The sequence below is a fragment of the Massilia pseudoviolaceinigra genome, assembly GCF_030846505.1.
Lineage (GTDB): Bacteria > Pseudomonadota > Gammaproteobacteria > Burkholderiales > Burkholderiaceae_D > Telluria_A > Telluria_A violaceinigra.
Genome location: NZ_JAVCWL010000010.1, coordinates 44805 through 68611 on the forward strand (window position 1 = coordinate 44805; position 23807 = coordinate 68611).

The window sequence follows — 23807 nt, forward strand, 5'->3', positions numbered from 1 at the left end:
TTACAGGTCGAAGCGCAGTTCCGCGACCGCGGTGCGCTGGGTGTACGGGTGGAAGGCCCAGTAGCGCGCATTGTTCACATTATCGATGCCGAGCGCCGCACTCCACTGTTTGCTGATCTTGTAGCGCACGCGCAGGTCCGCCACCAGATAGTCGGACACGCCCATGTAGGTGGCGCCGTTCGGATCGGTGTTGTCCAGCGTGCCGTACTGCTTGCCGCTGTAGCGCACCCCCACGCTGCCCACCCAGTCCTGACCCAGATGGTAGGTCGTGAGCAGGTTGGCGCGCCACTGCGGCACGCGCGGCTGGCGTTTGCCCACGCTGGCGGCAAAGACGCGGTTTTGCGCGATGGTCGAATCGGCGTAGGTCAGGCTGCTGTTGATGGTCAGCCCGTGCACCATCACGTCGTCACCCTGCCATGCCATTTCGAGCCCGTTGGTGCGGATCTTGTCGACGTTCTGCACGGTGTTCACAAGGCTGGTCAGCGGCTGCGAATACAGCGCGTCGCGCGTGGTCTCGTGGAACAGGGTGGCGCGCAGCGAGCTATCGCTTGTTACCTTTTCAGCGGTCAGTTCGCCCGTCCACGAACGCTCGGCGCGCAGGTTCGGGTCGCGGTTGACGATCTGCTGGTCGACGATGGAGCCCTGGAACAGTTCCGCCGCGGTCGGGTTGCGCACCGCGCGTCCGGCCGATCCCTTCAATGCCCAGTCGTGCGTGGCCTGCCACGCCAGGGCCGCTTTCGGCGACCAGCTGGTGTCGACGCGTTCGCCGAACGGCAGCGGCGCTACCGATGCGGCGTTCGATACTTCGCCGCCGTACGCGCTCCAGCGCTCCAGGCGCATGCCGAGGGTGGTCTTCCACTGGGGCGCAAAGCGCCACGTGTCTTGCGCGTACACGCTTTGCAGGCGCGTGTTGCCGTTGAAGGTGGATACGGTGGCCCCGTCGCCCGCACGAATCCAGTCGCTGCCGGAGAACACGCGCGTGCGCAGGGCCGCGCTGTCGCTCTGCACGCCCATGTCGACGATGTGGGCCGGCGTCGGGCGCCAGATGCCCTTGAGCGCCAGCGTGGTCCAGCCGCTGCCTCCCATGTCGGTCACGTTGCCGCGGCCCGCCTGGCCGATGCTGGCCACCGACACCACCGGCGTGCGCACCTGGTCCCTGGCGTAATCGTATTTGCTGGCCGCGATTTCCCAGTCCCACACGCCCTTGCTGTGCTGCTTGAGCGCGAAGCCGTGCATCAGGTGTTCGAGCTTGCCGATGGTGGGCGCCAGGTCCGACGGCTTGAGTTCATAGCGCCTGCCGCCCATGTTGATGAAGCCATTCGCGTCGCCCCGGTACACCGGGTTGCCGGCGGCATCGCGCAGATAGGTTTCGGCGGCGCGGTGGGCGTCGTTGCCCCACCAACCCAGGGTGTAGCTGGCGCGCAGCACGGGCGTGACATCGTAGGCGAGCTTGATCTTGGCGTGGTCCTGCACCGTGTGCGACTGGCCGGTGGTGCCGATGATGAGCCAATCCTTGTTGGCCGAGTTTTTATCGGCCACGGCGCCCGTCACCGGCAGGCCCGCTGCGCTGTTCACGCCTGTCGAAACAAGCTTGTTGGCAAACCCGATCGGCTGGCCGCGGCTGTCCAGGCGCGACACATCGACCCACCACGACCATGCGCCCTGGCGGTTGCCGACCGAGGCGCTGCCCTGGCCGCCGCCGAAGCGGTCGTCGCTGGCGTACTGGCGATAGCGCTGGCTGAAGGCCGACAGCTTCACGTGCGCTTCCAGGCGGGTCGGCATGCGGGTCTGGAAGTCGACCACCGCGCCGGCCGAATTGCCCGGATAGGCTGCCGAAAATGGCCCGTACAGCACGTCCACGCGCTCGATTTCCTCGGGCGAGACCATGCCCCAGCGCGGGGTGAAGGTGGCGCCGTTGCCGAGCAGGTTGGAGAGCAGGATGCCGTCGGCGTACACCAGCGAACGCGCGCTGTTGCCGGTGCCGGAGGCGCGGCTGGCCAGCACCGCGTGATCGTAGTCGCCGATGTAGCGCTTGCGCACATTCAGGCTCGGGAAGTATTTGAGCGCGTCCTCGCTGTCGGTGGCGTTGATGCGCTGCTCCACCTGGGCGCCGCTGATTGACTCGATGGTGGTCGGGATCTGGGTCGGCAGCGAACTGGGTCGCCCGCCGTTGACGGTCACCGCGGGCAGCTTGACTGGCGTGTGGGTGGCCTGCGCCATGTTGGAGGTACAGGCGAGCAGGATCCCCAGCGCCGGTGCGCTGGTAAACAATGTTTTCATGGCGAGCCCTTAGTGGTGGGGTGCGCCGGCGGCGGCGGGGAGAATCTCGAGCACGGGTGCGGGCGACGCCAGCTTGGCGCCGCTGGCGTCGGGAATGGCATCCCAGTCCAGCCGGCCTTCATCGCACAGTTGCGTGACCTTGAAGTAATGCTTGCCCACGGTGGCGGGCAGCTTGACCTGCATGGCGAATTCGTCGAAGTGGGCGTCCGGCAGCGGGCCGCCTTTCCAGGTCACCTGGCTGGCCGTTCCGGAGATGGCCCAGCCAGCCTTGGGCATCGGCTTGGCGCCGCTGATCCCTTGAGGCAGGGTCACGGTCAGGGTGTGGGTCGGGCTGCCTTTGCAACCGTGGCCGACACGGAAGGTCAGCTTCTGGGAGGCGCCGGCGTTGGCGGTCGTTTGTTCGAGCGTCACGTGGGCGTGCGCGAGCGGCGCGGCCAGGGCCGCGCAAGCGAAGAGAATGCGAATGTTCATGATGATTTCCGTGTTGGTTGCGGCGTCAAGTTCAGTGGGCAGCGGCGTGCGCACCGTGGGGGCTGACAAAGTTCAGCGGCTTGACAGGAACCTCGATGGTCATCGATTCGCGTTTCTTGTTCGGGTGTTCGACGGTCAGTGTCAGCGGCACCGAATCGCCCGCCTTGAGCTGGCGTTTCAGGTCGATCAGCATGAGGTGGTAGCCGCCCGAGGCCAGCTTGACCGCCTTGCCGGCGGGCAGATCGATGCCGTCGACCTCCTGCATTTTCATCTGGTCGCCCTGCATCTCCATCTTGTGCATTTCAACGGTGCCGGCGACCGGCGAACTGGCGCCGACGAGACGCGCGTCCTTTGCCGACAGCAGCTGCATGAAGGCGCCGCTGGTTTTCTGGACCGGCACGGTGGCACGCGCCCACGGGGCGTCGACCTTGACTTGGGCGAAGGCGGACGAGGCGAGCGCGCACAACGCGATCAGCGCATAAGTATGTTTTTTCATGGTGATTGTCTGTAATAGGGTCTGGTGACGTGGGCCTGCCGAACAGGCGCGCAACGTCGCAACGGTGCGGCGCGATGCGCCGCAAGAGCTATCGGAGAATCGCGGGCGGGCCGCGCGGAGGGGCGGCGGTGAGCGCGAGCAGGGGCTGCGGCGCGCGGTAGAACAGGAAGGGACGCAGCTCGTGGCCGCCGAGGATGGCCAGGCCCGTGATTGCGTTCGGCATCAGCGAATAGCTGCCGGCGTGCGGAAGGCAGTAGCCGCAGTCTTCCATCATGCCGGCGCCGCTGTGGTCAAGCTGGCCGGCGAGCAAGCTGATGGCCTGGACGCCGGGGGTGGCGCGCGCGCTTGGGTCGGTGAAGCAGATGTCCGCGCTGAGCGCATCACCGCGGACGGCGCCGAGCGCGTGCGAAATCGATGGGGCGAGCACGTTCATCAGGATCGCGAGACACGCGATCCAGATTTGCAGGCGCCACTTGGTCGACTTCATTTTCATGGGGAGAATTATATCGCAGGGATGCGGGCGCCGGGGGGACTACCGCGGTCGGCAAAAGGACTAGGCGCCGCGCGGCGATATCGCCCTCCGCCATCAAAACAACACTTACAAAAATCGTAATTTTTTTGCACTGCTTCACGTAACATTGACATTTCCCCAACCAACAAGGAATGACCATGTCCTCGTCCGTCCGGTACCTCGCCGCCAGCGCTATCGCTTTCGCCGCCCTGCTCGCTCCCCAGTTGGCGTTCGCCGACGGGGTCCATATCGAGAGCAGCAGTGTCATGTTCGACACCTCCTGGTCTCAGCGGGCAGAGACCCTGGTGTCCGACGTGAACGGGGCTGCCACTTTTTCCCTGGTCAACGCTGTCGACCGCCTGCGTTTCCCGAATCAGTTTAATTATTTCAACGACTACGGCGGCGTATTCCAGCTCAGCGCGCGCGCCGGCTACAAGGTGACCGGTTACTCCCTGTCCGGCGGCTTTAGCGGCGATATCTACGTGGGGCAATCGCCCGACGGGACCGGACGTCCGGGCGGGGCCAACACCAGCGCCGGCGCCATGAGCGGCGCGCACGACGCCGTAACGGGAGAGACGCTCGCACAGCATAGCTGGTCGGCGTCCGATCTGCGGGGCAATGGCGATTTCACCTTCCACAGCGGGGCGCTGGACCGCACCGCGTCATTCCTTGTGTCGTTCGAAGGCTACGCCTACGGCCAGGCATCTCCGGCGATCTGGAACAGCACCGATCCAAGGGACCCGAGAAACTACTACGATTTCTCGCGGGCGGAAGTCGGGCTCAGGGATCGGCTGCTGCTGACGGTGTACACGCAGGCGGTCCCCGAACCGCACACATACGCGATGACGCTGGCGGGACTGGCGTTCCTTGCCGGCGTGGTGCGGCGCAGGAAAAGGGCCGCGCGCGCAGCGTGAAGGGCTGGTCCCGGCGATATCCCCTCAACCACTATGAAGGAATAGTCATGTTCTCCCACACCCGGCACATCGCCGTCACCGCCATCGCTTTCGCCGCCCTGTTCGCGCCTCAGCTGGCGCATGCCGACACGGTCCATATCGAGACCAGCGGCCTCACATTCGACACGTTCCAGTCGCCGTATGCGGAAACACTGGTGTCGGACGTAAACGGGGCTGCGACTTTTTCCCTGGTCAATGCCGCTCACTTCATGGGCAATCCGAACATGCTTAATTACCACACCGTCCACGGCAGCGTGTTCCAGCTGAGCGCGCGCGAGGGTTACAAGGTGACCGGCTACAGCGTGACCGGCGGCTTTTGGGGCGAGCTCCACGTCGGCCAATCCCCGGACGGGTCGGGATTCCCCGGAAGCGCGGAGACCCGGTCCGGCGCATGGGCCTATGCGCACGATGTCGTGGGGGGCGAGAATTTCGCGTTAGGTGAACATACGACCTCGAATCTGCAGGGACATAGCGATTTCAGGTTCGACAGCGGCCCGCTGAACAAGACCTTGCCGTTCTTCCTTACGTTCGAGGGCTACATTGAAGGGTACGCGGCGCCGGCGATCTGGTATGGCAACGAGCCGGGACAAATGTGGCCCTATCGCGATTACTCGCGGGCGGACGTCAGGTTGAAAGGCCCGCTGCTGCTGACGGTATATACCCAGGCGGTTCCGGAACCGCACACGTACGCGATGACGCTGGCGGGACTGGCGCTGCTGGCGGGGGTGGTGCGGCGCCGCCAACGGGCGGCTCGGAACGGCGCGCAGGCCAGGTCGTAAAGCACTGGTGCGATGACCTGCGCGGGAGGAACCGCATGCGTCCCACTCCCGCGCATGACGTCGTTTGCGCCAGTGGCGAAAACGACAAGCCACCACTGTGGCTTAACGCAGGGCCTTGAAATCCTCGCGTTCGATCAGCACCGTGGTGACGCTGTCGGTCAGGTAGATCTGGCCATCCTGGATCGTGCACTGCAGCTGCATATTGCGCTGCGCCAGCGCTTCGAGCTGGGCGCTGGCGTCGGCCGGGATGTTAATCACGGTCAGGTTCTTGGCCCGATCGAGCTTGTTGGCGATCTGCTTGTACCAGATATGGCTGGTCGCGCTGTAGCTGTACACAATCACGCGCTCGCTGCGGCCGCACGCTTTCATCAAACGCTTTTCGTCCGGCTGCCCGACTTCGATCCACAACTCGATCGCGCCGGTCAGATCCTTCTGCCACAGATCCGGTTCGTCGGTGTCGAACAAGCCCTTGGTGAAAGTCAGCGATTCGCTCGCGTGAATCGCAAAGGCGAGCAAACGGATCATCATCCGCTCGTCGGTCTCGGATGGATGCCGCGCCAGCGTCAGGATGTGCTCCTGGTAGTAATTGCGGTCCATGTCCGCAATCTGCAGTTCTGCCTTGTAAATCGTCGCTTTAAGTGCCATTGATACGCCTGCCTTTAACTTCTCTGAATTATTTGAAGACGACAGTCTTGTCGCCATTTTGCAAAATGCGGTGCTCGACAAACCATTTCACCGCGCGCGCCAGCACCACGCACTCCACATCGCGCCCGATGGCGCTGAGCGTGTCGGCATCCATCGCGTGATCGACCCGCTCGACATCCTGCTCGATGATCGGGCCTTCATCCAGGTCGCCCGTGACGAAGTGCGCGGTGGCGCCGATCAGCTTCACGCCGCGATGGTGCGCCTGCGCGTACGGCTTGGCGCCCTTGAAACTCGGCAAGAAGGAATGGTGGATATTGATCGCCTTGCCACGCATCGCTTCGCACAAGCCCGGGGACAAAATCTGCATGTAGCGAGCCAGCACCACCAGGTCGATCTTGTGGGTGTGCATCAGGTCCAGCACGCGCGCTTCCTGCGCCTGCTTGGCCGCCGCATCCGCGCCGGTGGCCAGCGGAAGGTGGTGGAAAGGAATGTTGTAGCTGGCCGCCAGCTGGTAGAAATCCATGTGGTTCGAGACGATGGCAGGAATTTCCACCGGCAGCAGGCCGCTCTTGTAGCGGAACAGCAAGTCGTTCAGGCAATGCCCGATCTTCGAGACCATCAGCATCACGCGCGGCTTGGTGCCGGCGTCGTGCAGCTGGCCGTTCATGCCCATCTGCGTGCACAGGGCGGCGAAGTCGGCGCGCAGGACGGCGTCGCCGACCGCACCTTCTTCCAGCGCAAAATGGACGCGCATGAAAAACAGTTTCGATTCGGCATCGCCGAACTGGGCCGAATCGATGATGTTGCAACCATGCTCGGCGAGGAAGCCCGAAACACGATGCACAATGCCGCGCTGGTCGAGGCAGGACAGGGTCAGGATGTATTCTGGATGCGTCATGGTCTTGTAGTGGATGGCGTGGAAACTGCGAACCTTGTATTGTCGCATGCGTCAGGGAAAATCGTCCCATTACAAAAAAGCACGCCCGTGCAGAAATTGCGGTATAGTAGGCAAATCACTACTTCATACAAGGATTCGCCATGACGACTACCGCACTGATGAACCAGCAGTTCCGCCTCGCCGCCCGCCCTGTCGGGATGCCGAAACGCAGCGACTGGGAGGAAATTACCGAGCCAGTGCGCGACATCAACGATGGCGAAATCGTGGTCAAGGCCTTGTACCTCTCGCTCGACCCCGCCATGCGCGGCTGGATGAACGAAGGCAAATCCTACATCCGCCCGGTTGCCATCGGCGAAACCATGCGCGCCGGCGGCGTGGGCGTGATCGTTGCATCGAAGTCCGACAAGTTCGCCGTGGGCGACACCGTCTCCGGCGGCATCGGCGTGCAGCAGTACTGGGTTGGTGCGGCCGATGACAAGTCGGGCAACTTCTACAAGATTTCCCCGGCCATGGCGCCGCTGACCACCTGGCTCAATACCCTGGGCATGCCCGGCATGACCGGTTACTTCGGCCTGATCGAATCGGGCCAGCCCAAGGCTGGCGAAACCGTGGTGGTGTCGGGTGCGGCCGGCGCGGTCGGCATGACCGTCGGCCAGGTCGCCAAGCAGCTCGGCTGCCGCGTGGTCGGCATTGCCGGCGGCAAGGAAAAATGCGATTTCGTGGTCAATGAACTGGGCTTCGACGCCTGCATCGACTACAAGAACAGCTCGGTCAAGGATGGCCTGAAAGAGCATTGCCCGGACGGCGTGGACGTCTTCTTCGACAACGTGGGCGGCGAGATCCTCGATACGGTGCTTACCCGCATCAACCTGCGCGCCCGCATCGTCATCTGCGGCGCCATCTCGCAGTACAACAACACCACGCCAGTGAAAGGCCCGGCCAACTACCTGTCGCTGCTGGTGAACCGCGCGCGCATGGAAGGCATCGTCGTATTCGACTATGCCGACCGCTACCACGTGGGCGTGGCCGCCATGGCCAAATGGATGCAGGAAGGCACTTTCAAAAGCCGCGAAGATGTGGTCGAGGGCCTGGAAAACTTCCCCGAAGCGCTGCTGATGCTGTTTGAAGGCAAAAATTTCGGCAAGCTCGTACTCAAGGTGGCGGACGCGTAAGGCTGTCGCCGCACCCCGCCGGCGCGCCGCCGCGCCGGTGAACTGACCAGAATGACCCGGGCCGCCCGTTCGCGGCGGCCCTTTTCCTCCCTCCCCGCTTGACCGAACGCGCGTGCGCACGAAGTTCGTGGAACTTTGACGCGCCCCCTCACGTCTATCACATGCCCATGCGACGCGCGTTCGCCCGACTGCGACCGCGTCCTTCCATGTTTTATGACGAGGACAGCCATGCCATTCCATTCAAGCAGACTACCGATGCGCTCGCAGTTCGACGCGCAGGTCGATTTTTTCAGCGAACTGGCCCGCACCGGGATCGACGCGCTGCGCAGGCTGAGCGAGCTCAATGTGCAGCTGGCGCGGCAACTCAATGACGATATCCTGCATGCCGCGCGCGCCATGGTGTCGTGCAGCTACCCGTTCCAGCTGCCCGTGGCCGCCGCAAGCGAGTCGGCGCCGTTCATCGAGCACCTGCGCAGTTACCAGCAGCAGCTCGCCGGCGTGCTGTCCGGCGCGCACATCGAACTGGCGCGCCGCGCCGGATCGCACCTGCCCGACATCAGCCGCGCCGCGGCGGCCACGCTTGACGGCATGGCCCGGCGCGGCGCCGGCGCGCCGCACAGCCTTGCCCGCCCGGCCGGCGACAGCGCGGTCAGCGCGGCCCACACCCCGCACGAAACCAACCACACGCCGGAGTAAAAACCGGCAGACAGCCCACCACGGAGTTCACCTATGTCTACCCACGGTAAGCCAAAAAGCGGCGCGGCGATCGACGCGCTCGAATTGCTGAAAACCGACCATGAAAAGGTCAAAAGCCTTTTTCGCGAGTTTGAAAGTTTGTGTGACAACGACGAAGACGATGACGAACGCAAGTTCGAACTGGTCGACGACATCTGCTACGAACTGACGGTGCACTCGATGATCGAGGAAGAGATTTTCTATCCGGTACTGCGCTCGCTGATCGATGACGACCAGTTGCTGGACGAGGCCGAGGTCGAACATGCCGGCGCGCGCGACCTGATCAGCCAACTCGAAGTGATGTATCCGGGCGATGACCATTTCGACGCCATGGTGACCGTGCTGGGCGAAGAAATGGCGCACCACATCGACAAGGAGGAAAGCGAGCTGTTCGACGCCGCGCGCCGCTCGGCCATCGACCTCGACGACCTCGGCGAACGGCTGTCGGCGCGCAAGGATGAACTGGACGACGACCTGTCGTCGCCGCCATCGCCGGTCGATGCGATGGAACCGCACAACGGCGCGCGCCGCACCCCACGCCCACCTAACTAGTGACGGGTGACGGAACTATTGAAGTGAGCACGTCTCTAACCCACAAGCCCGATAACGCGTCAGTAGCGCATGAGAGCGGGGTTCCGATACCGAAGCAAACAAGGAGAACGACATGGCGACAAGTAAGGAAAGTGGAGGCAACAAGAACAGCACATCCAGCGGCAACGCGCAAAAAAGCGGCAGTGGCAGCAGCCAGGGTCCCGCCAAGCGCGGCTTCGCAGCCATGGATCAGCATCAGCAGCGCGAAATTGCCAGCAAGGGGGGCCAGGCTGCCCACCAGAAAGGAACGGCGCACGAATTCGATTCCGAAGAGGCGCGCCGGGCCGGGCAAAAAGGCGGCGAGGCGGTCAGTCGCAACCGCGAGCACATGGCCGACATCGGGCGCAAGGGCGGCGAGAGCCGGCAATCGGCGGCCCGCAATGCGGCGGCGGCAGCCGCTGCCGGCGGTGATGGCGGCGGCGCTGGCGCAAAGGGATCGCGCCAGGGGACCAAGGAGAAGGACAAGGACAAGACGGAGTAACGGGCAAGCCCGCTGGCGCCGGCGGGCATCCCGCGTCCGTTTCGACTGTTGGTGATCCGGGGTGAGAGAACAACTGTTCACGTTCCGGTGATGCGGTGCTGGCACATATCAAGGCAAGGTACGCCTGGGTGCCGGTTAGCCCGGATGCTGGTCTTGCGCCGGAGGCAGGAGTGCGGGTGCTCTCGCCGGGGAGCCGGGGTTCGCACCCTGTCGTTTGCTCATATGGTCACCTGTCCATCGCTTGTCCCGCGCAGTCATTTCCAACCTTAATCCAGTGTTCATGCCCGGTTTGAGCGGATGACGCCGGGCCGGGCGGCGCGATGCGGGCGTACAGCGCACCGGTCGCCAGTGTCCGCCGTCCATCCCATGTGCGTTCCCACGCATATGCAAATTGGCGCAAGTGCACCACCTTCAGCGCGTGGCCGCTGCGCTTGCGAGCCGCAGGGGGCGCATCCCGCATCTCCAGTTGTATTTGCATGCATATATGCATCCAGCCACGGCGTGCCGCATCGACATGCATATGCAACGGCGGTAACGCCAGCATGGCGCGCTTTCACAGGCAGCACTTCCAATCCCTCCTCAAACAATAAAAATTAATCTATTATGCAACTCCGGAAGCCGCAGCTGGCGGTATCCCAATCCCACAAGAAAGACGTTTCCCATGCCACGTTTCGCCTTGCGTATGTCCGTGTTCGCCATCGCCGCAACTTGCAGCGTCTCCAGTTTTGCCCAGGCGCCCGCGGCGCCCGATACCCAGCTCGCTTTTTCCCATGCCAACCAGATGGTCGACATTGGCGGGCGGCGCCTGAACCTGTATTGCAGCGGTTCCGGAGCAAACACGGTGATCTTCGACGCGCCGTCGGGCATGGCCGGCTGGGTCTGGCACGCGGTGCAGCCGGAAGTCGCAAAGCAAACGCGCGCCTGCGTCTTCGACCGCGCCGGCATGGGTTTCAGCGATCCGGCTGAACGCCCGAACACCTCGCAAAACGTGGTCGAGGATTTGCATGCCGCGCTGGGCAAAGCCGGCATCGCTCCGCCTTACGTCCTGGTCGGCAATTCCTTCGGCGGCGGCAACATCCAGTTGTTCGCCTACCGCTACCCCAACGAGGTCAAGGGACTGGTGCTGGTGGAAGCCCAGCATGAAGATGAAATCGACCGCATGAATGTCATCTCCAAGGGCAAGCTCAAGGAAATGAATGCGATGCTGACGGAGTACGGAAAAGCCTGCGAGGCGCAGTCCCAAAAAGGCTTCGTTCCCGGCAGCGAGTTGTTCGCTAACTGCACCGGCGGCTTTCAGCCGCAATTCGGCCGCGCCCTGAACGCCGCCTACCTCGCCTCGCTTACCTCGCCAGCCTACTGGCGTGCGCGCAATGCCGAGGAAGACGCCTTCGAGACCAGCACCGCCCAGCTGCGGGCGGCGCGCCGCCCGTTCGGCGACCTGCCGCTGATGGTCCTGACGCGCGGCGTGTCGCCGTATGCCATTCCCGGCAAGCCGCAAAGCGAGCTGAACAAGGCGGCCGAGAAAGAAAACCTGGCCATCCACCGGGAGATGGCCGCCCTCTCCACGCGCAGCACGCACCGGGTGGTGGCGGGCGCGGGACATATCATCCAGGCCGACAAGCCGCAGGCGGTCATCAAGGCGGTGACCGACCTGCTGGCGCAAATCAAGCCATAATGCCGCATCAGGCAGGCGGACCGATCCGCCTGCGACATACAAGGAATGAGCATGATCCCAGTTGATGTGAGGGCCGAGATAATGCGCCGGCTGGCGCGTACCGAGCAGGAAGAAGGCGTACGCATTCTGCTCGCGATCGAATCGGGCAGCCGCGCCTGGGGCTTTGCCTCGCCCAACAGCGATTACGACGTGCGCTTTATCTACGCCCGCGAGGCGGACTGGTATCTGGCCGTGGATCTGGAAGAGCGGCGCGACGTGATCGAGTACCCGATCGTCGACGATATCGACCTCAATGGCTGGGACCTGCGCAAGGCGCTGCGCCTGCTATGGAAAACCAATCCGGCGATGGTGGAGTGGATTCAGTCGCCGATTTCGTATATCGAGACCGGCGGCTTCGGCGCCGGCGCGCGCGATCTGCTGCCCGCCCTGTATTCGACCGAGCGCGGGATTTACCACTATCGCAGCATGGCGAAGACGAATTACGCCTATCATCTGAGCGGCGCCCAGGTACCGCTCAAAAAGTACTTTTATGTGCTGCGCGCGCTGCTGTCGGTGCACTGGATAGAGCGCTACGGCACGGCCGCGCCGATCGAATTCCACAAACTGCTGCACTTGCTCGATCACCGTCCGGATTTGCTGGCCGAGATCGACGCGCTGCTGGAAAAGAAACGCGCCGCACCGGAACTGGGGCTGTCCGAGCCGATTGCCAGTCTCAATGATTTCATCGAACAGGAACTGGCACGCCTCGAGTCGGTTCAACCGCTGCCGGCGCCCCGCGTCCAGCCCCTGCCCGGCTTGAACACCCTGTTTCACGCCGTTCTGCGCGAGCAGCAGGGATAAACCTCCTCGCACGGCACCCTCGCGCGTTCGCCTTCCAACCGGATGTCGGTCTGACATCCGGACACGTTCCCACATGCTATTACCTCCACAGCGCACGCCCGCCCACCCGGGTTGGCCGACGCTTGCCTGTTTGTCATGCACGAATGCCGGCGCCAGCACCCGGCTGGCGGCAACAAACTTGCCGAAGTCATTTTTTGGCATGTCCTGCACGTAATGCGTAAACCTTCTATAATTTCAGTAATTCCTGAAAATTCAATACTTCCAAAGACCTATAGACATGACAAATCTCAGTCCACTTGCCCAGAAATTCATCCTCCACTTCGGCGAAATGGGCAGCCGCTGGGGCATCAACCGGACCGTGGGCCAGATTTACGCCCTGCTGTACGTGCTGGCCAAGCCGCTCAATGCCGACGAAATCGCCGAACATCTGCAGTTTTCGCGCTCGAACGTGTCGATGGGACTGAAGGAACTGCAGTCCTGGCGCCTGGTCAAGCTGCTGCACCAGCCGGGCGACCGCCGCGAGTACTTCGAGCCGCCCAAGGATATCTGGGACATCTTCAAGGCCCTGCTCGAGGAGCGCCGCCGCCGCGAAGTCGAGCCGACCCTGTCGATGCTGCGCGACGCCCTGCTGGAGACGCCCGCCACCGACGCCGACCGCGTCGCCCAGGAGCGCATGCGCGAGATGTACAACCTGATCGAGCTGTCGAGTTCCTGGTTCGACGATGTGCAGCGCCTCTCGCCCGAAACCCTCACCTCGCTGATGAAGATGGGCTCCACGGTGAAGACCCTGCTCAACGTCGGCGACACCGTGCGCGGCACCTTCCGCAAGAAGCGCGCCCCCGAGCCGGCCGGCGCCGAACCCGCACCCGCCGACAGCGGCGACAAAGGCGAATAAGATGCGCGCCCTTCTCCACCGCCTCCCGTTCGCACTGGCGATCACGCTGGTGCTGGTCTTGAAGGTCGTCATCCTGTTCATGCTCTACAAAGCCTTCTTCTCCACGCCCCAAGTGAAAAAAATGCGCATGCCGACCGCGCAGGTGGAACAGCACCTGCTCGATACGCCCCGACCAAAACCACCTCTTCCTGCCAAGGCCACGCCATGATTCCCATCGATGATGTTGTCAGCCTGTCGCGGCTGCAGTTCGCCGCGACCGCCATGTATCACTTCCTGTTTGCCCCTCTCACGCTCGGCCTGTCGTGGATCCTGGTGATCATGGAGTCGGTCTATGTGATGACCGGCCGCGAAATCTACCGCGACATGACCAAGTTCTGGGGCAAGCTGTTCGGCATTAACTTCGCCATGGGCGTCACCACCGGCATCACCCTCGAATTCCAGTTCGGGACCAACTGGGCTTACTACTCGCACTACGTGGGCGACATCTTCGGCACGCCGCTCGCGATCGAAGGCATGATGGCCTTTTTCCTCGAATCGACCTTCGTGGGCCTGTTCTTCTTCGGCTGGTCGCGTTTGTCGAAAGTGCAGCACCTCGGCGTTACCTTCCTGGTCGCCCTCGGATCGAGCCTGTCGGCCCTGTGGATCCTGATCGCCAACGGCTGGATGAACAACCCGGTCGGCGCGGAGTTCAATTTCGAGACCATGCGCATGGAACTGGTCAGCATGACGGATGTGATCTTCAATCCGGTCGCCCAGGTCAAGTTCGTGCACACCGTCGCCGCCGGCTACGTGACCGCATCGATGTTCGTGCTGGGCGTGTCCGCCTTTTACCTGCTCAAGGCACGCGACGTGCCGTTCGCCCTGCGCTCGTTCGCGATTGCGGCCGGCTTCGGGCTGGCCTCGACCTTGTCCGTCATCGTGCTGGGCGACGAATCGGGCTACACCGCAGGTGAAGTCAACAAGGTCAAGCTGGCCGCCATCGAAGCCGAATGGGAAACCGAGCCCGCCCCGGCCGGCATCACGCTCATCGGCCTGCCCAACGACGCCGAGGAACGCACCGATTACGCGGTCAAGATTCCCTACGTCCTGGGCCTGATCGCCACCCGTTCCGTCGACAAGCAGGTAACCGGCATCAAGGACCTGAAAAAGCTGCACGAAACGCGCATCCGCAACGGCATGCTGTCGTACGCCGCCCTCACTCGCCTGAAAAGCGGCGACAAGTCGCCCGAAGCACGCGCCGAGTTCCTGCGCCTGAAGGACGATCTGGGCTACGGCCTGCTGCTGAAAAAGTACACGCCGCGCGTGATCGACGCCACCGAAGCGCAGATCAAGATGGCCGTGAACGACACGGTTCCGAAGGTTGCGCCGCTGTTCTGGTCCTTCCGCATCATGGTGGGCTTGGGGCTGCTGTTCCTGTTTATTTTCAGCGCCTCGTTCTACTTCCTGATCCGCAAGCGCCTGGCGCAGCAGCGCTGGCTGCTGAAACTGGCCGTGATCTCGATCCCGCTGCCATGGGTGGCGGCGGAACTGGGCTGGGTGGTGGCCGAGTACGGGCGCCAGCCGTGGACCATCGCGGGCATCCTGCCGACCCACCTGTCGGCGTCGACCCTGCAGGTGTCGAACCTGTATTTCAGCCTGGCCGGCTTCATCGGCTTCTACACGCTGCTGCTGGTGATCGAAATGGGACTGATGATCAAGTTCACGCGCCTGGGGCCGAGCGCCCTGCACACGGGTAAATATCACTGGGAAAAACTGGAGGCCGCATGATCTTCGACTACGACACGCTCAAAGTCATCTGGTGGGGCTTCGTCGGCATCCTGCTGATCGGCTTCGCGCTGACCAACGGCTTCGACTTCGGGGTCGGCATGTGGCTGCCCTTCCTGGGCAAGGACGACATGGAACGGCGCGTCATCATCAACGTGATCGGCCCGACATGGGAAGGCAACCAGACCTGGTTCATCGCCGCCGGCGGCGTCATGTTCGCAGCCTGGCCGCTGGTGTACGCGGCCGCCTTCTCGGGATTCTATGTGGCGCTGATGCTGCTGCTCTTTGCGCTGTTCTTCCGTCCGGTCGGCTTCGACTACCGCAGCAAACTGGCCGACACGCGCTGGCGCAATGCCTGGGACTGGGGCCTGTTCACCGGTGGCTTCGTGCCGCCCCTAATCTTCGGCATCGCCTTCGGCAACCTGCTGCAGGGTGTGCCCTTCCACTACGACGACACCATGCGCATGGAGTACACCGGCAGCTTCTTCGGCCTGTTCAATCCTTTCGGCCTGCTGGCCGGCGTGCTGGGGGTGTCGATGCTGGCCATGCACGGCGCCACCTACCTGTATCAAAAGACCGACGACGTCATCGCCGGGCGCGCGCGCAAGGCCGCCATGGCCGCCGGCGCGGTCACCATCGCAGCCTTCGCACTGGGCGGCCTGTGGGTAGCCACCGGCATGGAGGGCTTTCGCATCGTCTCGATGCCGCCGGTCGACAGCGCCTTCATGCCGACCGCCAAAGTGGTCGAACGGGGCGTGGGCGCATGGATGGACAACTACACGCGCTGGCCGCTCACGATCGCCTTCCCGGTACTGGGCCTGCTCGGCGCGGCGCTGGCGGTGGGCTTGTGCGCGGCGCGCCGCAGCCTGCTGGCGTTCCTGACCAGCGGCGTATCGGTCGCGTCGATCCTGCTGACAGCTGGCGCGGCCATGTTCCCCTTCATCATGCCGTCGTCGCTCTCGCCCGGCAGCGGCCTGACCGCCTGGGATGCGGTGGCCAGCCACAAGAGCCTGGGCGTGATGTTCTGGGTGATCGTGGTGATGCTGCCGATCGTGGTGGTCTACACCAGCTGGGTGTATTCGATCATGCGCGGCAAGGTCACCGCGGCGCACATCCGCGAAAACGAACACGAATCTTATTAGGAGCAGACCATGTGGTATTTTGCCTGGATATTAGGGATCGGCCTTGCCCTGTCGGCCGCCATCATCAACGTCATGTGGCTCGAAGCGAACTACGCGTTCGGCCTGCGCGACGAAGAGGCCACCCGCGAGCGGTTCGAGAAGGCCAGCCAGGCCGACATCTGACGCCGGCACCGGTGACCGCGCGGCCGCCCGCGCGCCGGGGACCAAGCCGATCCGCATGCCGTGGCGCAGGTGCTGGCACGCATCCAGTTTTGACCGGCCGTCAATCTTGTCGGTATAATCAATATTTACTCTGGAGCAAGCATGCACTATTTGTTGATCATCGGCGCCTTTCTGCTGTTCGCATTTATGGCCCCGCCGATGGTCACGCTCGCCACAATTGGCGCGTTCGGGTTGGTCGCCATGGTCGGCGCCCGCACCGTCAAGGCGGTAACGGGCGCGCAGGTTGGTTGGGACAAGGTATTGCAGTCCGTGGCCCTGGCGTTCGTTTTTTCCGGTGTTGCGCTGGCCGGGATGATGAGTCTCTTCGGCAGCGTCAATCTGGTATTGCTGCTTGTCGCCTTGCTGATCGCGTATATCTCCGGCTTTCGCATCGGTTTAGGTATCGACTTCAAAGCCGCCGCTATTGTCGCCTTGATTACTTCGCTAATGTCGGCAGTATTGTTTTGGCTGGTAAAAACAATCATCTGAATTTTCACCAGACCTGCCGCGCCCCCCAATGCCGCGGGCCGGTATGGTAAAGTGCCACCATGCAACAGCTCAAATACCTCAGCGCCTATTCCGAGCAGACGCTCGCGCAAGTCACCCAGCTGATCGAGCAGAACAAGCTCGGCGAGGTGCTGAAGCAGCGCTATCCCAACGCACATGGCGTGCGCACCGACAAGGCGCTGTACGACTACGTGCAGGACCTGAAGACCGAATTCCTGCGCAATGCCGACCCGATCAACAAGGTGGCCTTCGACAACAAGATCCACGTGATCCAGCACGCGCTCGGCCTGCACACCTTTATTTCGCGCGTGCAGGGCAGCAAGCTCAAGGCCAAGCACGAAATCCGCGTGGCCACCGTGTTCAAGGATGCTCCCCTTGAATTCCTGCGCATGATCGCCGTGCACGAACTGGCGCACGTCAAGGAAAAGCAGCACGACAAGGCGTTCTACAAGCTGTGCTGCTACATGGAACCGAACTATCACCAGTACGAATTCGACCTGAGGCTGTACCTGACGCAGCTCGACGTGTCAGGCCAGCGCCTCTGGTAGCGGGCTAGCGCCGCTGCAGCGCCCACTGCTCGCTGGCGGCGTTATTGAGCGGGTTCTGGATGATGGCCGCATTCTCCTGCGTGCTGCCGCCCTTGACATCGAGCGCCATGCCGCTCAACTGGTTGCTCACCGTGTGCCAGCCTGCCGCCGGACTGGCAAAGCGCCATTTCTGCCCGCCGCCGGCCCAGTAATCCCACTGCGCGATGGGCGTGCCGGCGGTGGTGGAATTGCCATAGTTATCCAGGCTGCGCAAGCTGCCCGCGTTGATGATGCTGTAATACCCATCGCCCTGCCCGATCACATACCACCACTGGTGCTTCGCGCCGCTGTCGGCCCCCTGCTGCACCATCGCGCCGTTGGCGGTGGCGGCGCCGGCCACCGTCAGCACCTTGCCGCTGGCGCGCGACTTGACCGCGTAGGCGCCGTCGCTGATGCCGCCGCAGCCGGCAAAGCTGGTGAAATTGCGCGTCATGGCCGGCCAGCCGCCGCCGTACGTCATCTTGAGGATATCCAGTTTGGCTTTTCCTCCGTCACTCAGGTCGTAATAGTGCGTCGAGACGAAATTGCAGCCATCCTGCTTGAGCACCGCCACGTGGCCCGGCCCCCGGTACTTGCCGTCGCTGACGGGAAGAATGGTGCGCGCGCCCGAATACGGCCCGGTGATGCTGGTCGAACGCAGCACTTCCACGTAATAGGTGCTGTCCGCCCACTTGCAGCAGGTGCCGCGGTTGACGAACAGGTAATAGTAGCCGCCATTGCGCGTGATGTACGGCGCCTCGATATCCTGATGCCCGCCGCCGAGCACCTTGGTCACGCTGCCGGCCAGCTTGCCGCTGGCCTGGTCGATCTGCGCCACCCCGATCCCGCCGAAGAACGAACCGTACGACATATATACCTTGCCGTCATGGTCGCGGAACAGCGCCGGGTCGATGGCGTTGATTTCGGTGTGCCCGCCGAACGATTCGACCACGATGCCAAGGTCGGTCCACGCCGGATTTTTCAGCGACGCCGAACGCGCCACGCCGATCGCCGAGGTGGTCGTGCCCCATTGCGACACCGAGTAGTACAGATAGTAGTAGCCGTTCATGTGGATCACATCGGGCGCCCAGATCGACCCCTTGAAACCGGGAATCTTGTTGGCGATCCAGGCCGGGTAGGTGGAAAACACCGGTTTGCTCTGCGCCGACCAGGTCACCAGGTCTTTCGAGGTCGAGTGCCAGATGCCCTCGTCGCTGGTGGTGAAGTTGAAGTACGTGTCGCCGTCCTTGGTGATGGTGCCAGGGTCGTGGGCGTTCTTGACGCCAGCCAGTTCGATGGCCGCCGCCGGGGCGGCGGCAAGGGCGAGGCACAGCGCCGTCAGTGGTGGTTTTAACATGGGTCTCCGATCTTGTTATGTGGTTGTCCTGCCAATGCAGGGTAGGCCGCCCGGCGCGCGCCGGCCAATGACTTTTTGGCACCGCGCGATCATCGTTTCGGTATCGCCCGCCATCGCTGCGAAAGTCAATTCTCACCGAATGTTGCATTTCCACACCACAAGTTATCAGGACGATTACGTCCGGCAGGATAATTATCGACAAGCGCCACCCTGCTCTATAAAGTCGAGTCTGAACCCCGCGCTGGCCCCGCTTCCGCCAGCATGATGAACCGACCACTCCCGCACCTGGCCCGCCCGCTTGCGCGCAGCACCGTGCTGCGCCTCCGCAAGGCATGCACCACCGGACTTTATTCATGCACAAGTTTTACCCACGCCCTGCCCATGTTGTCGCCACGCGCGCCTGCGCCCTGGGCGTCGTGCTGCTGGCCAGCGTCGAGGCGCGCGCGGCCGATGGGGATGCCGTGAAATGGACGTTCGGCGGCTTCGGCACGGCTGCGGTGAGCCACTCCGACAACCGCCAGGCCGACTTCAGCTCCAGCGTGCTCAAGGCCACCGGCGCCGGCTACACCGATGCCTGGAGTCCGCATGTGGACAGCCGTCTCGGCGCGCAACTCGGCGTCACCGTCAACAAGCAGTGGTCCGGCGTTGTGCAGGTGATTACCGAACAACGGCTCGACCGCAGCTACCGTCCCATCGTCGAATGGGCCAACATCAGGTACCAGGCCACGCCCGACCTGGCAGTGCGCATCGGGCGCATCGGGCTGCCGATCTTCCTGGCGGCCGACTACCGCAAGATCGGCTACGCCTACCCATGGGCGCGTACCCCGGTCGAGGTCTACGGCGCCGTCCCGATCAGTAACAGCGACGGGATCGATGTCAGCTACCGCTGGCGCGCGCATGACGTCAAGTTCGTCAGCCAGGCATTCACGGGCAGCACCACCCTGTCTCTGTTGGCCGACAACGAGGTCAGGTCGCGCAAGCTGACCGGCGTATCGACCACGGCGGAACACGGCGCCCTGAGCGGGCGTATCAGCGCCTTCAGCAGCGAGGTGACGATCGACCTGGCCGAGTACCTGTTCGACGGCCTGCGCCAATTCGGCCCGCGCGGCGAATCCCTGGCACGTCAATATGAAGTCGATCGCAAGCGCTTCAACGCCCTGACCCTTGGCGCCACCTACGATCCGGGCAACTGGTTCGCCATGGCCGAAATCGGACGCTTTACCACCCATTCCTTTTTCGGCAAGTCGATTACCTTGTATTCCAGCGCCGGTTACCGCTTCGGCGCGTTCACACCCTACATCGCCTTCGCCGGCGCCAAGGCCAAAAGCCCGACGCGCGACCCAGGCCTGCCGCTCGAAGGCCTGCCGCCGGCACTGGCCGCGCGGGCTGCGCGGCTCAATGCAGGGTTGAACTACCTGTTGATGAGCGTGCCGGCCCAGACCACCGCCAGCGCCGGCGTGCGCTGGGACGTGCGCCGCAATATCGCTCTCAAGCTCCAGTACGACCGGGTGCGGCCGGGCGAGCACTCGCGCGGTACCCTGTTCAACGTGCAGCCGGGCTTCAGCGCCCGCCCGCGCGTCAACCTCGCGAGCGCGGTGCTCGACTTCGTGTTCTGAGGGCGCCGGCATGTACACCCCTTTTCCACACCGCCTGCTGGCCGCCTGCGCCCTCCCGCTCATGGCGCTGCAGCCGCTGCACGCGGCCGCCACCGAACTGGTGGTGATCGTCTCGGCCAAAAGCCAGGTCGCCAGCATGCGCGCCGAGCAGGTGGCCGACATCTTCCTCGGCCAGGTCGGCACCTTCCCCGACGGCGCCGAAGCGGTGGCGCTCGACCAGCGCATCGGCACCGGCCTGCGCGACGAGTTCTATGCGCGCGTCACGGCCAAGACCCCGGCGCTGCTGAAGGCTTACTGGACCAAGATGATCTTCACGGGGCGCGGCCAGCCGCCGCAGGAAGCCGGCGACAGCGCCGCCGTGCGCCGCATGGTGGCCGATAACCCGGCACTGATCGGCTACATCGACAAGGCGGCGCTCGATCACAGCGTCAAGGCCGTGCTGGTGGTGCGCTGAGCATGAGCGGCACGCGCGCCCGCTTCACGCGCCTGCTCGGGCTCGCACAGGAGACCCACATCTCGCTGCCGCTGTTCGCCATGCTGCTGCTGGTGATCATCTGGATGGCGACCGACCACTTCATCGGCATCGAACGCAGCGCCGCGCGCGACGCCGCGCGCGACTCGAGCCAGGAACTGATCGACACCTACGAAGCGCAGATGCAGCGCAACCTGGGCAGCATCGACCAGACCCTCAAGGTGCTCAAGTACGCGGTCGAGCTGAACGGCACGGCCGGCGCCCTGCCGGCCCTGAACCAGCAAGGCTTGCTGCCGTCGGGCCTGGTGTTCGTGGTCAGCATCGCCGACCGCGGCGGCATGGTCGTGGCCAGCAATCCGCCAGCGCGCGAGATCAACGTCTCGTCCCAGAGCTACTTTGCCTTTCACCGCGACAGCGACAGCGACACCGGCACCCCTTTCGTCAGCCAGACCCTGCGCGACAGCGCCAATCCCGACTGGCACCTGCACTTCACGCGGCGCCTGAACGACAAGGATGGCCGCTTCGCCGGCGTGGCCATCGTCGAAGTCGACCCGGCCTACTTCACCAGCGGCTACGAGCGTTCGCGCCTGGGCGAGTCGGGTGCGCTCGGGCTATACGGAACCGATGGCGTGTTCCGTGCCCTGCGCATCGGCGACAAGGTGGTATGGGGCCTGCGCGCGCCGCACGTGCCGCGCGAGGCTGGCGCCGGCCAGGTCGTCGCCAGCGACTGGGACGGCGTGCGCCGCTACACCAGCGTGCGCCGCCTGCACGGCTTTTCGCTGACCGCGCTGGTCGGCCTGTCCGAACACGAATCGATGGCCGCCTTCGAGCAGCAGCGCCGCAACTACCTGTGGGTGGCCGGCAGCGGCAGCGCGCTGCTGGTCATCATCGTCACGCTGGTGTGCGGGTGGTCGTGGCAGCTCACGCGCACGCGGCGCCGCATCCGCCGCGCCCAGGAGACCTATGCCGCCGCCTCGGAAGCGAGCCTGGACGCCTTTTTCGTCATGCGCAGCATCAGTGCCGACGACGGCACGATCGCCGACTTCGTCATCGAGGCCACCAACACGCGCGCCGAAAAGCTGGCCGGCATGGACAAACCGAGCCTGCGCGGCCTGCGTCTGTCGGCCATGCTGCCGGCCTTCCGCGACAACGGCATCTTCGAGGACCTGATCAAGGTCACCCTGGTCGGCGGCGTGCACGAAGCCGAATGGCTGGCCGAATTGAGCGGCGGGCGCACCTGCTGGCTGCACCGCCAGGTGGTGGCGGTCGAAGACGGCGTGGTGGCGATCGTGCGCGACATCACCGAGCGCAAGGTGGCCGAGGAACGCATCCGCCACATGGCGCACCACGATGAACTGACCGGCCTGCCCAACCGCAGCCTGATCCGCGACCGCCTCGACCAGGCCATCCTGCAGGCGCAGCGGCGCGGGCGCTGCGTGGCGGTGGCCTTCATCGACCTCGATGGCTTCAAGCTGGTCAACGACGGACTCGGTCACAACGCCGGCGACGAACTGCTCAAGGTGGTCGGCGCGCGCATGAGCGCCTGCGTGCGGCGCGAAGATACCCTGGGCCGCTTCGGGGGCGACGAATTCATCATCATCCTGCCCGACCAGGCCGACAATCCGATGGCGGTCGCCCCGATCCTCGAAAAGATCCGCCAGGCGGTCACCGAGCCGGTGCTGCTGGAGGGCCAGGAAGTGCAGGTCAGCTGCAGCATGGGCGTGGTGATGTACCCGCGCGACGGCGCCGATCCGAACACGCTGATGATGAACGCCGACGCCGCCATGTACCGCGCCAAGGAGATGGGCAACAACAACTTCCAGTTCTACGCGCGCGAGATGAACGCCAGCGTGGAAGAAAAACTGGTGCTGCTCGAAGGCTTGCGCGGCGCCCTCGACGAAGGCCAGTTCCACCTGCTGTACCAGCCCAAGGTGGACCTGCGCAGCGGCCTCATTTTCGGCGTCGAGGCGCTGATCCGCTGGGAGCATCCGGAGCACGGCGTGGTCTCGCCGCTGCGTTTCATCGGCCTGGCCGAGGAAAGCGGCCTGATTGTCGCCATCGGCGACTGGGTGCTGCACACGGCCTGCCGCCAGAACAAGGCGTGGCAGGATGCGGGCCTGGCGCCGATCACGATGTCGGTCAATGTCTCGCCGCGCCAGTTCGAGGAAAAGCGCCTGGTCGAACGGGTCGCTGCGGCCCTGCGCGAGAGCGCCCTGGCCCCGGGCGCGCTGGAACTGGAAGTGACGGAAAGCCTGATCATGCGCGACCTGGCGCAGTCGGTCGGCAAGATGCGCGAGCTCGAGGCAATGGGACTGTCGCTGTCGATCGACGACTTCGGCACCGGTTATTCGAGCCTGTCGGCGCTCAAGTCCTTCCCCATCAGCAGCCTGAAAATCGACAAATCCTTCGTGCGCGAGCTGGCCGACAATACCGACGACCAGGCCATCGCGATGGCCGTGATTTCGCTCGGCCACAAGCTGAACCTGCGCGTCATCGCCGAAGGGGTCGAGACCGAGCAGCAGTGCACTTTTTTGCGCGATAACGACTGCGATGAAATGCAGGGCTACCTGTTCAGCCGCCCGGTGCCGGCGGCCCAGATCGCGGCGCTGCTGGCTGAACAGGCGCGCATGCGGGCCGGTTGCGCCCTCCCCGGACCCAGCCTGTTTCCACCGCAAGCCGATGCCGCCTGAAGCCATCCGGTTGAACTACATGCGACGCGAACAGGTCGAATCAGAAGCGGTCAACGTGTTCGTGTTCATT

25 protein-coding genes are annotated in these 23807 nt (G+C 63.9%); 18 read left to right on the top strand and 7 right to left on the bottom strand.

Annotation, left to right across the window (positions count from 1 at the left end; translation table 11 throughout):
* From RBA40_RS11590 to RBA40_RS11605, 4 genes are all read right to left on the bottom strand, one after another.
* The gene (locus RBA40_RS11590; protein ID WP_306648020.1) at window positions 1-2280 is read right to left on the bottom strand and encodes a TonB-dependent receptor; all 2280 of its coding nucleotides are present in this window, start codon (window positions 2278-2280) and stop codon (window positions 1-3) included.
* Window positions 2281-2289: 9 nt separating this feature from the next.
* Complete coding sequence (locus tag RBA40_RS11595; RefSeq protein WP_306648021.1) at window positions 2290-2751, bottom strand: YcnI family protein; 462 nt, start codon at window positions 2749-2751, stop codon at window positions 2290-2292.
* A gap of 31 nt (window positions 2752-2782) precedes the next feature.
* Window positions 2783-3247: a copper chaperone PCu(A)C gene (locus tag RBA40_RS11600; protein WP_306648022.1), complete on the bottom strand. Its 465-nt coding sequence runs from the start codon at window positions 3245-3247 to the stop codon at window positions 2783-2785.
* An 88-nt stretch (window positions 3248-3335) separates the two neighbouring features.
* Window positions 3336-3740 carry a DUF2946 domain-containing protein gene (locus RBA40_RS11605; protein ID WP_306648023.1) on the bottom strand — a complete coding sequence of 135 codons (405 nt, stop codon included), beginning with the start codon at window positions 3738-3740 and terminating at the stop codon, window positions 3336-3338.
* A 176-nt stretch (window positions 3741-3916) separates the two neighbouring features.
* Between RBA40_RS11605 and RBA40_RS11610 the strand changes: the two genes are divergently transcribed.
* Together RBA40_RS11610 and RBA40_RS11615 are read left to right on the top strand one after the other, a co-directional pair.
* Complete coding sequence (locus tag RBA40_RS11610) at window positions 3917-4672, top strand: PEP-CTERM sorting domain-containing protein (protein ID WP_306648024.1); 756 nt, start codon at window positions 3917-3919, stop codon at window positions 4670-4672.
* A gap of 47 nt (window positions 4673-4719) precedes the next feature.
* The gene (locus RBA40_RS11615; RefSeq protein ID WP_306648025.1) at window positions 4720-5490 is read left to right on the top strand and encodes a PEP-CTERM sorting domain-containing protein; all 771 of its coding nucleotides are present in this window, start codon (window positions 4720-4722) and stop codon (window positions 5488-5490) included.
* A 102-nt stretch (window positions 5491-5592) separates the two neighbouring features.
* On the opposite strand, the gene RBA40_RS11620 is transcribed toward RBA40_RS11615, so the two are convergent.
* The gene (locus RBA40_RS11620; RefSeq protein ID WP_306648026.1) at window positions 5593-6135 is read right to left on the bottom strand and encodes a YaeQ family protein; all 543 of its coding nucleotides are present in this window, start codon (window positions 6133-6135) and stop codon (window positions 5593-5595) included.
* Window positions 6136-6163: 28 nt separating this feature from the next.
* Window positions 6164-7033 carry a formyltetrahydrofolate deformylase gene (gene purU, locus RBA40_RS11625; protein ID WP_306648027.1) on the bottom strand — a complete coding sequence of 290 codons (870 nt, stop codon included), beginning with the start codon at window positions 7031-7033 and terminating at the stop codon, window positions 6164-6166.
* A 140-nt stretch (window positions 7034-7173) separates the two neighbouring features.
* On the opposite strand from purU, the gene RBA40_RS11630 reads away from it, so the two are divergent.
* The 13 genes from RBA40_RS11630 (at window position 7174) to RBA40_RS11690 (ending at window position 17584) form a co-directional block, all read left to right on the top strand.
* On the top strand, window positions 7174-8205 hold the full coding sequence (locus RBA40_RS11630) for an NADP-dependent oxidoreductase (protein ID WP_306648028.1): 1032 nt from the start codon (window positions 7174-7176) through the stop codon (window positions 8203-8205).
* Window positions 8206-8433: 228 nt separating this feature from the next.
* Window positions 8434-8901: a phasin family protein gene (locus RBA40_RS11635; RefSeq protein ID WP_306648029.1), complete on the top strand. Its 468-nt coding sequence runs from the start codon at window positions 8434-8436 to the stop codon at window positions 8899-8901.
* Between the two features lie 33 nt (window positions 8902-8934).
* Window positions 8935-9492, top strand: a complete 558-nt coding sequence (locus tag RBA40_RS11640) for a hemerythrin domain-containing protein (RefSeq protein WP_306648030.1) — start codon at window positions 8935-8937, stop codon at window positions 9490-9492.
* A gap of 112 nt (window positions 9493-9604) precedes the next feature.
* On the top strand, window positions 9605-10012 hold the full coding sequence (locus tag RBA40_RS11645) for a KGG domain-containing protein (protein ID WP_306648031.1): 408 nt from the start codon (window positions 9605-9607) through the stop codon (window positions 10010-10012).
* A gap of 661 nt (window positions 10013-10673) precedes the next feature.
* Window positions 10674-11687: an alpha/beta fold hydrolase gene (locus tag RBA40_RS11650; protein WP_306648032.1), complete on the top strand. Its 1014-nt coding sequence runs from the start codon at window positions 10674-10676 to the stop codon at window positions 11685-11687.
* A gap of 51 nt (window positions 11688-11738) precedes the next feature.
* Window positions 11739-12527 (top strand): nucleotidyltransferase domain-containing protein, encoded by a 789-nt coding sequence (locus tag RBA40_RS11655; protein ID WP_306648033.1) that lies wholly within the window; start codon window positions 11739-11741, stop codon window positions 12525-12527.
* Window positions 12528-12804: 277 nt separating this feature from the next.
* Window positions 12805-13422 carry a GbsR/MarR family transcriptional regulator gene (locus tag RBA40_RS11660; RefSeq protein ID WP_306648034.1) on the top strand — a complete coding sequence of 206 codons (618 nt, stop codon included), beginning with the start codon at window positions 12805-12807 and terminating at the stop codon, window positions 13420-13422.
* Between the two features lies 1 nt (window position 13423).
* Window positions 13424-13630 (top strand): cytochrome oxidase putative small subunit CydP, encoded by a 207-nt coding sequence (cydP, locus tag RBA40_RS11665; RefSeq protein WP_306648035.1) that lies wholly within the window; start codon window positions 13424-13426, stop codon window positions 13628-13630.
* Window positions 13627-15189: a cytochrome ubiquinol oxidase subunit I gene (locus tag RBA40_RS11670; protein WP_306648036.1), complete on the top strand. Its 1563-nt coding sequence runs from the start codon at window positions 13627-13629 to the stop codon at window positions 15187-15189. The genes cydP and RBA40_RS11670 overlap by 4 nt, the downstream gene beginning before the upstream one ends.
* On the top strand, window positions 15186-16328 hold the full coding sequence (cydB, locus tag RBA40_RS11675; RefSeq protein WP_306648037.1) for a cytochrome d ubiquinol oxidase subunit II: 1143 nt from the start codon (window positions 15186-15188) through the stop codon (window positions 16326-16328). The genes RBA40_RS11670 and cydB overlap by 4 nt, the downstream gene beginning before the upstream one ends.
* Before the next feature lie 9 nt (window positions 16329-16337).
* Window positions 16338-16490 carry a cytochrome bd-I oxidase subunit CydX gene (cydX, locus tag RBA40_RS11680; protein ID WP_306648038.1) on the top strand — a complete coding sequence of 51 codons (153 nt, stop codon included), beginning with the start codon at window positions 16338-16340 and terminating at the stop codon, window positions 16488-16490.
* A gap of 141 nt (window positions 16491-16631) precedes the next feature.
* A complete protein-coding gene (locus RBA40_RS11685; protein ID WP_306648040.1) occupies window positions 16632-17018 on the top strand; it encodes a hypothetical protein in 387 nt (128 codons plus the stop codon).
* Between the two features lie 59 nt (window positions 17019-17077).
* Window positions 17078-17584, top strand: coding sequence for a YgjP-like metallopeptidase domain-containing protein (locus RBA40_RS11690; RefSeq protein WP_306648041.1), 507 nt, complete (start codon window positions 17078-17080; stop codon window positions 17582-17584).
* A 4-nt stretch (window positions 17585-17588) separates the two neighbouring features.
* Here RBA40_RS11690 and RBA40_RS11695 read toward each other — a convergent pair whose 3' ends face one another.
* Window positions 17589-18959, bottom strand: coding sequence for a family 43 glycosylhydrolase (locus RBA40_RS11695; RefSeq protein ID WP_306648042.1), 1371 nt, complete (start codon window positions 18957-18959; stop codon window positions 17589-17591).
* Between the two features lie 353 nt (window positions 18960-19312).
* Here RBA40_RS11695 and RBA40_RS11700 point away from each other — a divergent pair, with 353 nt between their 5' ends.
* Genes RBA40_RS11700 through RBA40_RS11710 form a run of 3 tightly spaced genes read left to right on the top strand, consistent with a single transcriptional unit; the run spans window position 19313 to window position 23737 of the window.
* Window positions 19313-20575, top strand: coding sequence for a hypothetical protein (locus RBA40_RS11700; protein WP_306648043.1), 1263 nt, complete (start codon window positions 19313-19315; stop codon window positions 20573-20575).
* A 10-nt stretch (window positions 20576-20585) separates the two neighbouring features.
* Window positions 20586-21029, top strand: coding sequence for a type 2 periplasmic-binding domain-containing protein (locus tag RBA40_RS11705; protein ID WP_306648044.1), 444 nt, complete (start codon window positions 20586-20588; stop codon window positions 21027-21029).
* 2 nt (window positions 21030-21031) lie between these two features.
* Window positions 21032-23737: a bifunctional diguanylate cyclase/phosphodiesterase gene (locus tag RBA40_RS11710; protein WP_306648045.1), complete on the top strand. Its 2706-nt coding sequence runs from the start codon at window positions 21032-21034 to the stop codon at window positions 23735-23737.
* Window positions 23738-23807: the final 70 nt, after the last annotated feature.

Coding starts and splice junctions, on each gene's coding strand:
- cydP (WP_306648035.1), top strand. CDS start 13,424: ATGCGCGCCCTTCTCCACCGCCTCCCGTTCGCACTGGCGATCACGCTG.
- RBA40_RS11610 (WP_306648024.1), top strand. CDS start 3,917: ATGTCCTCGTCCGTCCGGTACCTCGCCGCCAGCGCTATCGCTTTCGCC.
- RBA40_RS11620 (WP_306648026.1), bottom strand. CDS start 6,135: ATGGCACTTAAAGCGACGATTTACAAGGCAGAACTGCAGATTGCGGAC.
- RBA40_RS11600 (WP_306648022.1), bottom strand. CDS start 3,247: ATGAAAAAACATACTTATGCGCTGATCGCGTTGTGCGCGCTCGCCTCG.
- RBA40_RS11670 (WP_306648036.1), top strand. CDS start 13,627: ATGATTCCCATCGATGATGTTGTCAGCCTGTCGCGGCTGCAGTTCGCC.
- RBA40_RS11615 (WP_306648025.1), top strand. CDS start 4,720: ATGTTCTCCCACACCCGGCACATCGCCGTCACCGCCATCGCTTTCGCC.
- RBA40_RS11590 (WP_306648020.1), bottom strand. CDS start 2,280: ATGAAAACATTGTTTACCAGCGCACCGGCGCTGGGGATCCTGCTCGCC.
- RBA40_RS11635 (WP_306648029.1), top strand. CDS start 8,434: ATGCCATTCCATTCAAGCAGACTACCGATGCGCTCGCAGTTCGACGCG.
- RBA40_RS11705 (WP_306648044.1), top strand. CDS start 20,586: ATGTACACCCCTTTTCCACACCGCCTGCTGGCCGCCTGCGCCCTCCCG.
- RBA40_RS11695 (WP_306648042.1), bottom strand. CDS start 18,959: ATGTTAAAACCACCACTGACGGCGCTGTGCCTCGCCCTTGCCGCCGCC.
- RBA40_RS11640 (WP_306648030.1), top strand. CDS start 8,935: ATGTCTACCCACGGTAAGCCAAAAAGCGGCGCGGCGATCGACGCGCTC.
- RBA40_RS11595 (WP_306648021.1), bottom strand. CDS start 2,751: ATGAACATTCGCATTCTCTTCGCTTGCGCGGCCCTGGCCGCGCCGCTC.
- RBA40_RS11710 (WP_306648045.1), top strand. CDS start 21,032: ATGAGCGGCACGCGCGCCCGCTTCACGCGCCTGCTCGGGCTCGCACAG.
- RBA40_RS11630 (WP_306648028.1), top strand. CDS start 7,174: ATGACGACTACCGCACTGATGAACCAGCAGTTCCGCCTCGCCGCCCGC.
- purU (WP_306648027.1), bottom strand. CDS start 7,033: ATGACGCATCCAGAATACATCCTGACCCTGTCCTGCCTCGACCAGCGC.
- RBA40_RS11650 (WP_306648032.1), top strand. CDS start 10,674: ATGCCACGTTTCGCCTTGCGTATGTCCGTGTTCGCCATCGCCGCAACT.
- RBA40_RS11605 (WP_306648023.1), bottom strand. CDS start 3,740: ATGAAAATGAAGTCGACCAAGTGGCGCCTGCAAATCTGGATCGCGTGT.
- cydB (WP_306648037.1), top strand. CDS start 15,186: ATGATCTTCGACTACGACACGCTCAAAGTCATCTGGTGGGGCTTCGTC.
- RBA40_RS11685 (WP_306648040.1), top strand. CDS start 16,632: ATGCACTATTTGTTGATCATCGGCGCCTTTCTGCTGTTCGCATTTATG.
- RBA40_RS11660 (WP_306648034.1), top strand. CDS start 12,805: ATGACAAATCTCAGTCCACTTGCCCAGAAATTCATCCTCCACTTCGGC.
- RBA40_RS11690 (WP_306648041.1), top strand. CDS start 17,078: ATGCAACAGCTCAAATACCTCAGCGCCTATTCCGAGCAGACGCTCGCG.
- RBA40_RS11700 (WP_306648043.1), top strand. CDS start 19,313: ATGCACAAGTTTTACCCACGCCCTGCCCATGTTGTCGCCACGCGCGCC.
- cydX (WP_306648038.1), top strand. CDS start 16,338: ATGTGGTATTTTGCCTGGATATTAGGGATCGGCCTTGCCCTGTCGGCC.
- RBA40_RS11655 (WP_306648033.1), top strand. CDS start 11,739: ATGATCCCAGTTGATGTGAGGGCCGAGATAATGCGCCGGCTGGCGCGT.
- RBA40_RS11645 (WP_306648031.1), top strand. CDS start 9,605: ATGGCGACAAGTAAGGAAAGTGGAGGCAACAAGAACAGCACATCCAGC.